The sequence below is a fragment of the Arthrobacter sp. 10N418 genome (assembly GCF_056394725.1).
Window position 1 is genome coordinate 18,048 of the sequence record NZ_JBFTIK010000029.1, and the last position, 13,969, is coordinate 32,016.

The window sequence follows — 13,969 nt, forward strand, 5'->3', positions numbered from 1 at the left end:
CGTAAGGAAGAAGCCTATGAGCACCACATCAACCGAGGTCCTGGCCTTTCCCAACATCAGGGCCATCGTCCGTGACAACGGAACCGCTGAGGTTGTCGTCGCGGGTAACTCCCGCATCGTCCCTGCCGGGGGATCCCTGCAGGATCTTCGCAACAACGCCCTGGCCCTGGTTGTGGGCGAGGCACAGACGCTGAACCGTCCGGTCAGGGTCCAGATCGAGGATCCCGAAGGACACGGCGAGCTGATCGTGCACCCGGACAACAGGATCGAATCCGTCTCCTACGAGGCACGACCCGCCCTACGCCGGGCAGAAGCACCGGGAGCCGCGCCGGAAGCCTTAGCTCCGGCCGTCATTGATACCGTCCCGGCCCCTGCACCTGAGCCTGTTGCGGCGCCGGCAGAACCTACGGCTGCCTCCGTCGCCGCGGTGGACCGCCAGCCGTGGCCACCCAATCCCGTCGCGTCAGAGACGACGCCAGCGCTGGTCACCTCGGAGCCGGAGAAGGCAGTGGTCACGGAGGAAGAGCCGCCGACCCGGCGCAGCTTGAAGGAAACCTCATTCCTTATCATCGCCCCGGTCCTGGAACCGGCTACTCAGGGCTGGCGGGGTGCGCTCACGCGCCTTGGCTTTCGGATTGACCCCTCCGCCGAAGAACTTTCCGAGCGGGAGGATATCCGCACTGTCAGCCAGCACTGGCCCGGTCCCCGGACCATTGCTGTGGTCAACCGCAAGGGTGGGGCGAACAAGACCCCCACTGTGGTCATGCTCTCGGCAATCCTCGCCCGCTACAGCGGGGCCGCGACCGTGGCGTGGGACAACAACGAGTCTCAAGGCACGCTGGGGTGGCGGACGGAAAAGGGCGCCCATGACCGGAGCGTTCTGGACCTGATCGATTCCTCAACCGAACTGCTCTCCCCGTCAACGAACGCCGCCGAGATTGCCAAGTTCGTGCACCACCAGACCGCGGACAAGTTCGACGTGCTGCGCTCGGACGAGAACGAAGAAGGCGACCACGAAGTCACCGCTGAGGAAGTCGACATCGCCCACCAGGTCCTCACCCGGTACTACCGGTTGGTGGTCATGGACTCGGGCAACACTGCGCGGGCAGCTAACTGGCGGCGAATGATCCACCACACCAACCAGCTCGTCGTTCCCGTTACCGCCATTGAGGACCGCGCGGAAGCGGCCCGGTTGACGCTGCAGACCCTGGAAGCCCGTGGTGGCCACGATGCCGAGCTGGCCCGCAACGCGGTCGTGATCGTCTCTGAATCCACAGACGCCAAGCGCAGCATGACAGGGGATGCCTTGAAGCGGGCCAAGGCAGAGGCCCAGCGGATCGCTGACGGCTTTGAGCCGTTTATCCGGGCAGTCGTGAGGATTCCCTACGACCCGGCCTTGGTGAACGGACCCATCCGCTACGAAGCACTCCAGCCGGTCACCCAGCGGGCGTGGCTGGGCGCCGCGGCCGCCGTCGCCAAAGGCTTCTGAATCACTCACCATCCGGACTTTCGAAAGGAGGAGCCCATGCAACAGTCCCTGAACCCTTGGATCACCAGCCCCGCCGCCGAAACTGCGGGAGAGGAAACAGAGGCTTATACGCCGCCGGCGGCAGTTATCAGCGCTCCGCTGAAGGGCATGGTCGAACCTGACGCAGCAGACCGTCTGGCCAGCCGCACTATCACCGGTTCCGCCGCGTTATGTATCATCGGCGCTCACGGGGGAGCGGGTGAAAGCAGAATCGCTGACCTCCTCGGCGCCCGCGTCACTGATCACTGCTGGCCCGTCCTCCACGACGGAAGCAGGCCCCGGGTGCTGCTGGTCTGCCGCGCAGACATGCGCGGCCTGACAGCGGCCAGGAGCGCACTGACCCAATGGGTGTCAGGTGCCACACCGAAAGTTGACCTGCTCGGCCTTGCCATATTGGCGGACGCCCCGGGGAAGACTCCCAAAGCGCTGCGTGACTTTGCCTCCATCGTCGGCGGGGGAGCCCCCCGGATCTGGACCCTGCCCTGGGTAGAAGCCTGGCGGATCGGAGACACCACAGCCACGGCGTCTCGCGAATTTCAACGCTTCATTACTGACATAGCAACCTTGGCTACCGAAACCACATCAAGCACCACTCACTGAAAGGTCTCACCATGAACTACTTCTCTGCACTTGCAACCGGCGTCATCCCCAACCCCACTCCGACCATCCCTGCAGAAGCCGACGGGCTGCTCCTGGTCCTGAACTGGGCCTCCGGCATCGGCCTGGTCCTCGGCGTCCTTGGCGTCATCATCGTCGGCATCGGCATGGTGATCCAGCTCCAGCGCGGCGAAGGCGCACAGGCTATCGGCAAACTCGGCTGGGTACTCCTGGGCTGCATCATCATCACCGGTGCCGCCGGCATCGTCCGCGCCTTCGTCTAAGCCAGCACCAACAACGGGAGGTTTACCATGAGCCAGTCAACAGAGAGCACCACCGACAGCAATCCGTTCACCAAACCCGGGTTCATCATCGCTGCCGCGCTGGTGGTAGCGCTGATCGCAGCAACCGTCGTTATCTTCCTGCTCCCCAAAGGACAGGGCAATGCACAGCCCGCCCCTGCGCCTGTGGAGTCCGGTGCAGTTTCAGCCAGTCCCAGCCCTTCACCTGCAGCTGGCGAGAGCATCTGCGGGCTGCCCGCTTCTTCGGAAACAACGCTGGGAACTGCGCCAAAATCAAGCTGGGAGCTCGTGGGGCGCATAGCCACGCCCTCCGATCCGAAGACATTCGGACCGGGCACAACCGATGAAACTGGTTTTCGCTCATGCTTTGCGCATTCCCCCACCGGGGCCTTGTACGCAGCAATGAATGTTGCTGCCCTAGGCTCATCCGGCTCCACCGAGCTGCAGCAGAAGCTCGCTGACAAACTGCTTGTCCCTGGCACTGGCAGGGACGCAGCGATGCGTGAAGTTGCCGCCGATACCAAGGCGACGGCCCCCAGTGCACCTATTCAGGTGCGTGGATTCCTTATGAGGTCCTATTCGCCTAGCGAGGCGAATATCGATCTTGCCTTCGAAACCGACAAGGGCGCACTAGGCCGACTCACGGTGTCCATGCGCTGGATCGACGGAGACTGGAAAGTGAAGCCCGCAGATGACGGTGTCACCTTCACGGGAGCAACCCAAATCAGTGACCTCAGCGGCCTTATCCTCTGGTCCGGGGTCTGATATGGCCGAGTGCGACTTTGGGGACTTCGGCTGCGGGTTGGGCAATGTAATTTCTGGCATTGCCGACGACGCTATCGGGAACTTAGCGAAGGCCATCATGGAGGGTATGAGTCAGATGGTGACGACTCTGTCTACCTTCTGGGTTTCGATGCCCACCGTGAACCTGGCCAGCGAGGATGGCAGCACACCAAGTCCTGTTGTTTCTGCCGTTAACAGCGAGTTGATGCCCTGGACATTGGCATTGGCGGTCCTCGCCGTCATCCTCGGAGGAATCAGGATGATCTGGGAACAGCGCGGGGCACCGTTGAAGGACCTGCTCCGTTCGCTGCTCACCCTCACTCTCGTGTCGGGGCTGGGCCTGGGCGTCATCTCGATCCTGGTGATCGCCGCGGATGCCTTTGCTGTTGCCATCATCGAGCGTTCCACCGACGGTAAGGGCTTTGCCGCCGCATTCCAGACGATCGCAGTCATCCAGCAAAGCGACGCGGTCTTCATTCTCATCGTCCTGGGCCTGATCGGGTTTATTGCCTCCCTGGTCCAAATCGTCCTGATGGTCGTCCGCAGCGGAATGTTGGTGATTCTGGCCGGCATCCTTCCCACGACGGCAGCGTTCACCAACACGGAGATGGGCCGACAGTGGTTCCAGAAGGCAGTTGGCTGGACCATCGCCTTCATCCTCTACAAACCAGCGGCAGCGATTGTTTACTCGGTCGCGTTCCTTCTGATGAGTAACAGCAGTAGGCAGGACCCCCTTGTCGGCTCGATCACGGGCTTCTCGTTGATGATCGTTGCCTTGTTCGCTTTGCCGGCGTTGATGCGGTTCGTGACACCGATGGTCGGTGCCGTTGCCTCGGGCAGTGGAGCTGCGGCCGGGGCTGCTGTTGGTGCCATGGCCACCGGTGCTGTGTCCCTGGGTCGTGGCGGCAGCGGAAGAGGAAACGCCGCACCCATTCCTGCAACGAGTACGACCAACACGCAAAGCACGCACGCCGGCAGTTCGCCGAAGGGCAGTGACGGAGCGCCTGGTCCCCGGGGCGGGGGAGGCCAGCCCACCCCGGGTGTTACCGGCCCGGGAGGAGCCGCCGGCGCTGCAACGGCGGGCAAAGCTGGCACAGCAGGAGCAGCGGCAGGCGGCGGGGCAGCAGCAGCTGGCCCGGCCGGCATGGCTCTAGCCGCCGGGGCACAGGTGGCTACCAAGACGTCACAGGCAATCGAAAAGACCGCGCAGGATTCAACCGGGGAGGGCCCCAGTGGCAGCAATTAACACCGAATACAAGGAACCGTCCTACGGCAACTGGCGCCTACCGCGCGCCGCCGGGCTGGGCAACCTCGGGGCCATTGGCACCGGGATTGTCATGGCCGGCTTGTTGATGGGCATCACCACCTTCGCTATCTGGGGTCTGTTCCCGGGCCTTGCTGTCCTGGCCCTTGCCGGGGCCAGCGCCCTGTTGCTGACGGTCAAGGACAAGCACGGCCAGTCCGTTGTAGACCGCTTCGGCACCCGGATGGCCTTTAGGCTCGCCAAGTCTTCCGGAACGAACCTCTACCGCTCCGGCCCTTTGGGTGTGACGGAGTGGGGCATGTATCAGCTGCCCGGTCTCGCGGCGAAGTCGACCCTGTACGAGTTCGCCGACTCCTACAAGCGCCCGTTCGCCATGCTTCACGTCCCGGCTACCAGCCACTTCACCGTTATCTTTTCCACCGAACCTGATGGCGCCTCCTTGGTTGATCCTGAGCAGGTCGACGCCTGGGTAGCCAATTGGGGTGGTTGGCTAGCGGGCCTTGCTGACGAGGCCGGACTGGACGCCGCGGCGGTGACAGTAGAGACCGCCCCGGACTCCGGGTACCGGCTGCGGAACGAAGTCGAGATGAACATCGACCCGAACGCACCGGACTTTGCCCAGGCCATTCTGCGCGAGGTTGTCGATACCTACCCGGAGGGATCGGCCACGGTCCGCGCCTGGGTGTCTCTGACCTTCAACGCATCCTTGCGGTCCGGGTCAAAGAAGCGTGCCCCCGAAGATGTGGCCCGGGACCTTGCCTCCCGGATCCCCGGCCTGTCAGCCCGGCTGCAGTCCACCGGAGCGGGTATCGCCCGGCCGATGTCCCCGCAGGAGCTGTGCGAGGTCGTCCGCGTCGCCTATGACCCGCCTGCTGCTTTGATCATCGATGAGGCCCACGCCGCCGGTTCGCCCGTTGCCCTGACCTGGGGTGAGGTCGGCCCCACCGCCACGCAGGCGAATTGGGATGACTACCGCCACGATTCCGCTTTCTCCGTCTCCTGGACCATGACAGGCGCCCCCCGCGGTTCCGTGAACTCCTCGGTTCTGTCCCGGTTGCTGGCCCCGCACGGAGACATTGACCGCAAACGCGTATCCCTGCTCTACCGTCCGATGGATTCCGCGAAGGCCGCAACCGTGGTCGAGCGGGACCAGAACAACGCCAACGTCCGCATCACCTCCGGAACCCGGCCCAGCGCCCGTGCCCTGGTCGATGCCCGCTCGGCCGTGCAGACCGCCCAGGAAGAAGCCCGCGGTGCCGGCCTGGTGAACTTCGGCATGGTCGTCACCGCCACCGTCACCGACCGGGACAGGCTGCCTGATGCCGTGGCTGCCATCGAACAGACCTCCGGCACCGCCCGGGTGCTCCTGCGCCGCGCCTACGGCGCTCAGGACACCGCCTTCGCGGCCTCACTGCCGCTGGGACTCGTCCTGCCCAAGCACAGCATGGTGCCCTCCGAAATCAAGGATGCCCTGTGATGAACCTCTTCGCACGCCCTGCCAAGAAGACTGCGGAACCGGCCCGGAAGAAGACCGGGAAGCAGCCCCGTGAAGCCGGCCCAGGTGCCCGTGGCTGGTCAGGTCGTGGCGGCGGCATGGCCCAGCTCGTCCCGTCCGTGAAGGAGTACCGGGGAACCACAGTCCAGGTCTGCGGCCTGTGGCCGTTCTCCTCAGGTGCTTCCTCACCCATGATCGGCGTCCCGCTGGGTCGGCATGAGGAAACCCAGGCCACGGTCTGCTGTGACCCGATCAGCTGGTTCCAGCGCGCACGACTCATCTCAAACCCTTCAGCCTTCATCCTCGGCAAACCCGGGCTGGGAAAGTCCACCCTGGTCCGCCGCATGTTCCTGGGCCTCGCCGCCCAAGGCGTCAACCCGCTGGTTCTCGGGGACCTGAAAGGCGAGCACGTCAAAGCCGTCGAAGCACTCGGCGGGCAGGTGATCAAGCTCGGACGCGGCGTCGGCTACCTGAATATTCTCGATCCGGGCCAGGCCGTTGAGGTCGCCCAGCTCCTCGAGGAACACGGCCACCACGAAGCAGCCACCCGGGTCCGTGCCGATGCGCACGGCCGCCGGCTGAACATGGTCGTCTCACTGATCACGATCAGCCGGAACAACCCGCCGACCGACCAGGAACAAACCATCCTGGACCGGGCGCTGCGGGTCCTCGATGAACGGTTCGACGGTATCCCGGTATTGGAGGACCTGCTGGATGTCATCGTCTCCGCTCCCGATGAGCTGCGGCAGGTCGCTCTGGACCGTGGCGACATGACGGTCTACCTGCAGGAGACCCGTGCGCTGGAAGCAACCCTGCTGGGCCTGACGGGGGGAGGGAAGCTGGGTGAAATCTTCTCCCGGCAGACCACCAACCCCATGAAGAGGGACCGCGCCGTCGTCTTCGACGTCTCCAGCATTGACGAGACCGCGACTGACCTCCAGGCCGCTGTGCTGCTCGCCTGCTGGTCCTACGGATTCGGAACGGTCAACGTCGCCAATGCCCTGGCGGATGCCGGTCTGGAACCTCGCCGGAACTACTTCGTCGTCCTGGACGAGCTGTGGCGGGCACTGCGCTCCGGCAAAGGCATGGTCGACCGGGTCGACGCCCTCACCCGCCTCAACCGGTCCGTCGGCGTAGGACAGATCATGATTTCTCACACCATGTCAGACCTGCTGGCCCTGCCGGCGGAAGAGGACCGGATGAAGGCCCGCGGCTTCGTCGAACGCTCCGGCATGGTGATTTGCGGTGGCCTGCCCGCCTCGGAGATGCCGCTGCTGACCTCCGCGATCCCGCTGTCCCGGCAGGAGCAGCAAAAGCTCATCTCGTGGCAGGACCCGCCCGCCTGGGACTCCCGGGGCCTCGACGTCGAACCCCCGGGCCGGGGCAAGTTCCTGATCAAGGTCGGCGGCCGTCCCGGCATTCCCGTCCACATCGGGCTGACCTCGATTGAGAAGAACGATGGCCTGAACGACACTGACACCCGCTGGCACGCACCGACCGAAACGCTGATGGACCCGGCAGCACCTGTGCTGCCTACAGAAGGAGGCGCGCTGTGAGTGCACCGAACCGCAAAGGAATGGGGCTCGAAGATGCCCTGCTGGTCTGGCTGGCCATCGGCGCCATCGTCATCTTCGGTGGCGGCACCTACGCCGCCGCCCACCTCGGGTCTTGGATGGCCGGCATCGATGCACCCCCTGCCCACCCTATTGACCTGATCGCCGGGCTCATCAAGGGCAAGGTGCCTTGGCCAACCCAGTCCACCGTCGCGGCGTGCCTCATGGCCTGCGTGATCCTGGCGCTGGCTATCGTCGTGCTCGTGGCGTGGCGGAAGGGCGCGTCCAAACGTGCCCGCGTGGATAAGGCTGCCCGCTATCTGGGCCGCGGGAAGTCATTGGCGGCGTTCTCCGAGAAGGGAGCGCAGGCCAAGGCTGAGCGGCTGGGGGTAAAGGACACCCCGGGCATCGTCGTCGGCAAAGTAGTCTCCACCGGGCAGAAGTTCATCCAGTCCTGGGAAGACCTCAGCCTCGACATCTGGGGGCCGCGAACGGGTAAGTCCACCTCCCGCGTGATGCCCGCCATCCTGGACGCACCAGGTGCCGTTGTCTCAACCTCGAACAAGCGAGACGTCGTGGACGGCACCCGCGGCGTCCGGGAAGCCACGGCCCCGGTGTGGGTCTTCGATCCGCAGAAGATTGCGCAGGAGGAACCGGACTGGTGGTGGAACCCGCTGTCCTACGTCACCGACGAAGAAAAGGCATACAAGCTCACCCAGCACTTCTCGGTCGGTTCGCGTCTGCCGGGATCGAAACCGGACGCCTACTTCGATCCCAAGGCAGAGGACATTCTCTCCTCGTACTTCCTCGCGGCCGCCCTCGGGCAGCTGCCCATCACGCAGGTCTACCTGTGGGTGACGGAGCAGGTCAGTCAGGAACCCATTGAAATCCTTCGAGAGCATGACTACGAGCTGCAGTACAAGGGCCTGGAGTCCACGCTGAAGCTGGCCGACAAACAGCGCGACGGTATCTTCGGCACCGCCGAAAAGATGATCCAGTGCCTCAAAAGCAGGAACACCCTGCGCTGGGTCGCCCCAACAGGCGGAGCAACCGTGGCCAGTGATGCCCGCCGGCAGTTCAACCCGCACGCCTTCGCCGCCTCTCAGGAGACGATCTACATCCTTTCCAAGGAAGGGGCAGGCTCAGCCGCTCCGCTGACAACGGCGTTGACCGTTGCGATTGCTGAGGCGATGGAGGAACGGGCCGAGCGCAGCGGCGGCCGCCTGCCCAAACCTGCACTGTTTGCCCTCGATGAGCTGGCGAACGTCGTCCGCTGGGCCGCCCTCCCGGACCAGTTCAGCCACTACGGCTCCAAGGGCCTGATCGTGATGGGCATCCTGCAGTCCTGGTCCCAGGGCGTCGAACTGTGGGGCGAGGCGAACATGCGGAAAATCTGGTCCGCCGCGAACGTCAAGGTCTACGGCGGGGGAGTGGCCGAAGAAGGATTCCTCCGCGCGCTCTCGGACCTGATCGGGGACTACAGCTACACCAACGTCTCCATCTCCTCCGGCAAAACCGGCTCCAGCCGCTCCCGGCAAGAGGGCAAGGAACGCATCTTCGATGTTTCCAACCTCGCTGAGTTGGACCGCGGCCGCGCCGTCGTCCTCGCATCAGGGGCGCCGGCCACACTGGTCCGCACCATGCCCTGGTACACCGGACCCCACAAGGACGCCGTAGAGGCATCCATCACGAAGTACAGCTCCCGCCCGGAAGAAGAGGCCGTGCCGGTAGCTGCCGGAGCTCCCGCCAACCCCTGGGTCACCGGGTAGGAGACTCTGAAATGACCATAGACATCGGCAGATTCAACGAAGCTCCCAGCACCAGTGCGGAAGAGCCTGCCAGCCCGGCAGGGGAGGAGCAAAAGCCGCCGCAACTCGTTTACGGCTCAGCCGAAGAATTCCTGCACGAACAGCTGCTGCCCACCTACGTCCGCGACGTCGACGGCCGCGCCGCAAAATGGTGCCTCGAATGGTACTTCCACCCCGAAGCAGTCTCCCGCATAGAAGCGCTGTGGCGTGCCTGGGAACACCTCAGGCTGGACGGGGCAACGGGAATCAGCGTCTGGTTCAAGGACCACGCGGACCACCACATGAGCGTGCTCCTGGACCCACGCGGTCCGTTCTACAAATGCGACATGCAAAAGCACCGCGACCCCGAACACCTGGAACCGAAGAAGGCGCCGGAGGGCTGGTTCCCTGACGTGCGGACGCTGCCTGCGTAGGACCGCCGACGCCAAAAGTTCAAAGCATGAGCAGCTCGTCCCCTAGCCGTTCGCGAGCCGTTCGCGAGCCGAAAGCCTAACCGGTCATCCCAGTCTTGGTCGGCCGAGTTGGTGATCGATCGTCTCACGGACTGTATCTAAGGCCGGGGATTCGAATCCCTCTTGGAGCAGAGAAAGCCTATGCAGCCTCATCACCGTATCTTCAGCCCGCCCGTCCTCGTGTCGGTGCACTTCCCGGACGCCGAGAAGCCCAAACCATTCGAGTGTCTTGCGTGCGGCGGAGAAGGGATCCCGATGAATCCCGTAGTGCCTGAGCCTTATCTCCGCGGGTATTGCCACCTCGCCCGGAATGATGTCCGGATCGTCTCCTAGTGCCATGAGAGTGCCTCGGCGACACGCGACCATAAGGAGGAGGGTAATCTCGGAGTCCTCAAGCACATGGAGCCATCCTTGGGTTACAAACCCAACAGGCAGCGTAAAGTAGTCCTCGTTTTTGGGAGGAACTGCGTAAGGGAGCGGATCCCCGCCCCGCTGCCATCCGGACTCGTCCAGGAGGCTGAACCCTTCATGCCTACCTCGTCGGCCTGGGGTCCCAGGCAGATGAACGAGTTTTGCTTCCTCAAGAGTGTCCAACACGTTGGCCAACGTTCTGGCCTTCTTTTCCCGGATGGTCGAACTCGTCTCTCCACGCCCCGAAGTGACCGCTGGAGTGGCGACTATGTCGTTCCATCCCCATTCCCGCGAAAAAGTCGCAAGAGGTACGTCGAGCGTGACCCTGCGACCGGGTCGATTCCTGATCTGGGCATAGGCCAACGCGGTCAGGTACATCCGCAGGGCAGCACCTTTGCCGGAGGAAATCCTTGTTGCCGGAGGACGCAGGTCACGTTTCGGAGCCCGTCTGTCAGACGCGGCTCCCTCAGGTATAGGTGTCGAAAGGTAGGAAAAAGGGGTTCGTATTCGAAGCCCTTCCGCTGACAGGAGCCCCGGTGCGCCGAAATGGTCGGTCAAAGCATTGGTTGCGTTGGTCGCTGACTTTCCGAACTGGCCGTAGAGGCGGCCCTGCCGCGCTTGAAAGGCCTGGCGCTCCTTGTCGCTGAGACGGGCAAGATCGAGATAGATCTCCTTTAGTTGCACCACGGCGTGAAATACGTCCTCTCATTCTGAACGTATAAACCCGCCAGTAACTCTTCACGTCATCTCTTTTAGCTGTGTTAACTTCTGGCCGGTTTACCCGTAGCTCAAGTGTAGTGGAAGTGTGGGCCCAGTCCTGCTGAACTTCTTGAGTACGATACGCAACGATTCGGATGAAGGTGACCATGTCCAAGCAACCAAGCACTGACGGGCCGGTTACGCGCGGGCTCTTTTGGGCTGATCGGTCCAATCTGCTGCTTACTGTTGCTCCGACGTCACTGGCCGGCATCGCGACTGCTCTCATGGGGTGGGCCCAACTCGATGGCGGCCTGGCCACCGTTCTTCGGTATCTTGCGATTGGTGCAGGGGCAGTGGCCACGGTTCTCCTGATTATTAAGGCTGCGCGGGACCACAAGAATGTCAAGTCCGTGGCCGAGGCTCGGTACGACACGATGAAGGAGCTCCGAAACAAACTTGGTCCTGCGTTGGATCTGATGGCCGAACTTGCCGCCGTCGACCCGGCCTATTCCAGTCCTGAGCTGCTGAATGAGAGCCTGAAGACCATCGCTACACATTGCTGCAGCGCGTTGGGTGCCATGATGCCGGAGAGCACCGATGTACGGGCCATCGTATATGCGGTCAAACAACCAAATGAGCTGTATCCGTTGGCACGTTTGGGTCGCAACGATGTCCCCCGGACGTTCTCCTTTGACGAACCAGACGGTGCCGAGATCCTGGCGTACCTTTCAGGGAACTCGCCGGAGGGCGAGCTCTACGCCGACACCTCGGCAGAAGCCCCGCCGCATTATGAAGGCGATCGGGCACGGTATCGCACCTTCATCCGCGCCCCCATCTGGTCCAGCGGAGCAGTCTTCGGCATGGTGGCTGTTGACGCTCCGAAGGCGGGGTCTCTGTCAAAGGGCGACGTATTCCTGGCAGAGCTGATTGCAGCCGAACTCGCACCGGCTTTTGCAATAGCGGCCGCAGCGGGACGGAGCGAAAAGTCGGCCTAACGGCCTAGACTGTGAGCATGAGCAATCGAGTCGAAGTATCGCCAGGCGGCGTAGGCTTCATCCGGACGACGGCCAAGAAGGCAATTCCGGACGCTCCCCTTGTGCTGAAGACGGCGCGCCGCCGTTCATGGCTGCTACGCCGCGACGTCATCGAGACACGCCATACCAAGGCTCCAACGGAAACGGGTATCCGTAAGCAGCGTTAGAGACGCTGAGGGGCGCAGTTTTCCTAACGCTATTTCTGGCGCGTCCAAACATGCGCCGATGCCACTTGATCGGTCTCTGCGGTCCCAAGCCATGCGGGGTATCGCGGTTCTCGATCTCACGGCCAACGCCTTCAAGGCCGGGTAAAGAGTTCTCTTCTCGGCTCGATCGACCGCTGTTCGACAAGTGCGACATGAAGACCCCCGGGACCCCGAACACCCCTGGAGCCGAAGAAGGCCCCAGAGGGCCGGTTCCCAGATGTGCGGACGCTGCCTGGGTAAGACGGCAGCTGAGGACTGGGGCACCATGATGCCTTTTCCTCGCTTCAAAGGGCGCATGCCGTGTCAGCGCAGGACGGTTCAAAGTGTCGGGTTAGGATCTATGAGTTTTTGGATTCAGTGTCAGAAAGTGAAAATCAGACCCTACTCCGACATTCTTTGCCGCGGCTGCATGACGTCAGATTGGGGTGTGCCGTAACCGGACTATCTCCCCACCCGCGAGCCAGGTAATTTGGACCTGACTAGTCCGGTTACACAAGCGGCCGTGTGGCAAAACCTTTGAGCAGGCCCGCTCGGGGCTGATGGACGCCCGGGCATCGGTGGTGTTAGACATGCTGTACTCCTTAGGTTCGGGGTAGGAAGCGTGCGCTGGCGGCATGATCAGAGGCCGGCTCAGAGGTCCAGGAGGACCCGGGCGTCTTCACCGGTGAGGGCTGCCTGGAGGAGGCGGGTGAGGTTTTCGGCGGTGACGGGGCGTGGGTTGGATGCCGGAACGGCGGGGAGGACGATGGCAACGGCTTCGGCGATCCCGTCGGCGGTGAAGCCGTAGTCCGCCAGCGCCTTCGGGGCGTCGATGCGTTTACGGAGATCCTGGAGCCCGGTCAGGGCGTCCGCGGTCCCGAAGGCTGCGGCGATGCGGGCCGCGGCTTCGGGCGCGGCGGGTGCGTTGAACGCCAGGACGTAGGGCAGCACGGTGGCGTGGGTCTGCGCATGCGGCAGGTTGAAGGTCCCGCCCAGGACGTGGCAGATCTTGTGGTGCAGCCCGGACCCTGCGGAGGCGAAGGCGACCGCGGACAGGTACGCGCCGTAGAGGGCCTGCTCGCGTCCTTCGGTACCGGACGGGTCCTCCGCGATCAGGGGCAGTCCGCGGCTGAGGGCACGGATACCTTCGGCGCCGAGCGCGGCGTTGATCGGGTCCACCCGCGGGCCCCACATCGAGTCGATGCAGTGGGCCATGCCGTTCAGGCCGGACGCGACGGACATCTCCACCGGCAGGGACAGGGTCAGTGCGACGTCGTAGATGACCGTGACGGGCAGCACCGCGTCGTCCACTCCCGTGGTTTTCCGGGACGATTCGGTCAGGCCCCACACGTTCGTGGTTTCGGAGCCGGCGTAGGTGGTGGGCACGGCAATGATGGGCAGGCGTGAGGTCATGGCGATCGCCTTGGCCAGTCCTGTCGTCGAGCCCCCACCCACGCAGACGAGCAGGTCAATGCCGGCTTCAGCGGCGGCGGCCCTCGCTTTCTCGGCGACCTCGATCGGCACGTGCATCACCACGTCGTGGTGCCACAGCGCCACCTTGATGTCAGCGGCGACGGTGCGGGCCACCGGTGTCTCACGGTCCCAGGCGATCACCATCACCCGCTGTGCGCCCAGTCGGGCGACTTCCGCGGCGAGGTTCGCAGCGGCCGCGCCGGTGCCGAAAAGGACCCGCTGGCCCAGGGTCACATGCTCAAAAGACAGGTTCATGGTCAATTCTCCTGTAAAGGGCGCCTTCAGGATCACCCGGCAAGCGGTCCGTGGGCCAGCCGACGTGTTTGTCAGGGCGGACCAGTACGGGGCCGTTTTCGGCCACGCCGCGCAGTTTCGCCCAGTCGCA

General features: G+C 63.7%; 13 protein-coding genes. 11 read left to right on the top strand and 2 right to left on the bottom strand.

The window, feature by feature from the left end:
* The first annotated feature begins 16 nt into the window (after positions 1-16).
* The 9 genes from AC1DCZ_RS17465 to AC1DCZ_RS17505 are packed head-to-tail and all read left to right on the top strand — an operon-like array spanning position 17 to position 9,743.
* Positions 17-1,489, top strand: a complete 1,473-nt coding sequence (locus tag AC1DCZ_RS17465; protein ID WP_476975718.1) for a MinD/ParA family ATP-binding protein — start codon at positions 17-19, stop codon at positions 1,487-1,489.
* Positions 1,490-1,525: 36 nt separating this feature from the next.
* Positions 1,526-2,128, top strand: a complete 603-nt coding sequence (locus tag AC1DCZ_RS17470) for a DUF6668 family protein (RefSeq protein WP_476975719.1) — start codon at positions 1,526-1,528, stop codon at positions 2,126-2,128.
* A gap of 11 nt (positions 2,129-2,139) precedes the next feature.
* Complete coding sequence (locus AC1DCZ_RS17475; protein WP_012623549.1) at positions 2,140-2,409, top strand: hypothetical protein; 270 nt, start codon at positions 2,140-2,142, stop codon at positions 2,407-2,409.
* 27 nt (positions 2,410-2,436) lie between these two features.
* Complete coding sequence (locus AC1DCZ_RS17480; protein ID WP_476975720.1) at positions 2,437-3,192, top strand: DUF8175 domain-containg protein; 756 nt, start codon at positions 2,437-2,439, stop codon at positions 3,190-3,192.
* A gap of 1 nt (position 3,193) precedes the next feature.
* Positions 3,194-4,456 (top strand): TrbL/VirB6 family protein, encoded by a 1,263-nt coding sequence (locus tag AC1DCZ_RS17485; protein ID WP_476975721.1) that lies wholly within the window; start codon positions 3,194-3,196, stop codon positions 4,454-4,456.
* Positions 4,443-5,951 carry an SCO6880 family protein gene (locus AC1DCZ_RS17490; RefSeq protein WP_476975722.1) on the top strand — a complete coding sequence of 503 codons (1,509 nt, stop codon included), beginning with the start codon at positions 4,443-4,445 and terminating at the stop codon, positions 5,949-5,951. Before AC1DCZ_RS17485 ends, AC1DCZ_RS17490 begins: the two co-directional genes overlap by 14 nt.
* Positions 5,951-7,525 (top strand): helicase HerA domain-containing protein, encoded by a 1,575-nt coding sequence (locus AC1DCZ_RS17495; RefSeq protein WP_476975723.1) that lies wholly within the window; start codon positions 5,951-5,953, stop codon positions 7,523-7,525. The genes AC1DCZ_RS17490 and AC1DCZ_RS17495 overlap by 1 nt, the downstream gene beginning before the upstream one ends.
* Entirely contained in the window at positions 7,522-9,291 is a 1,770-nt protein-coding gene (locus AC1DCZ_RS17500) for a type IV secretory system conjugative DNA transfer family protein (RefSeq protein WP_476975724.1), read from the top strand. Before AC1DCZ_RS17495 ends, AC1DCZ_RS17500 begins: the two co-directional genes overlap by 4 nt.
* A gap of 11 nt (positions 9,292-9,302) precedes the next feature.
* Positions 9,303-9,743, top strand: coding sequence for a DUF4913 domain-containing protein (locus tag AC1DCZ_RS17505; protein ID WP_476975725.1), 441 nt, complete (start codon positions 9,303-9,305; stop codon positions 9,741-9,743).
* A gap of 84 nt (positions 9,744-9,827) precedes the next feature.
* Here AC1DCZ_RS17505 and AC1DCZ_RS17510 read toward each other — a convergent pair whose 3' ends face one another.
* Positions 9,828-10,571 (bottom strand): hypothetical protein, encoded by a 744-nt coding sequence (locus AC1DCZ_RS17510; RefSeq protein WP_476975726.1) that lies wholly within the window; start codon positions 10,569-10,571, stop codon positions 9,828-9,830.
* Between the two features lie 488 nt (positions 10,572-11,059).
* On the opposite strand from AC1DCZ_RS17510, the gene AC1DCZ_RS17515 reads away from it, so the two are divergent.
* Positions 11,060-11,887, top strand: a complete 828-nt coding sequence (locus tag AC1DCZ_RS17515; protein WP_476975727.1) for a hypothetical protein — start codon at positions 11,060-11,062, stop codon at positions 11,885-11,887.
* 17 nt (positions 11,888-11,904) lie between these two features.
* On the top strand, positions 11,905-12,093 hold the full coding sequence (locus AC1DCZ_RS17520; protein WP_476975728.1) for a hypothetical protein: 189 nt from the start codon (positions 11,905-11,907) through the stop codon (positions 12,091-12,093).
* Between the two features lie 669 nt (positions 12,094-12,762).
* Here AC1DCZ_RS17520 and AC1DCZ_RS17525 read toward each other — a convergent pair.
* Positions 12,763-13,839, bottom strand: a complete 1,077-nt coding sequence (locus AC1DCZ_RS17525) for a maleylacetate reductase (RefSeq protein ID WP_476975729.1) — start codon at positions 13,837-13,839, stop codon at positions 12,763-12,765.
* Between the last annotated feature and the right edge of the window lie 130 nt (positions 13,840-13,969).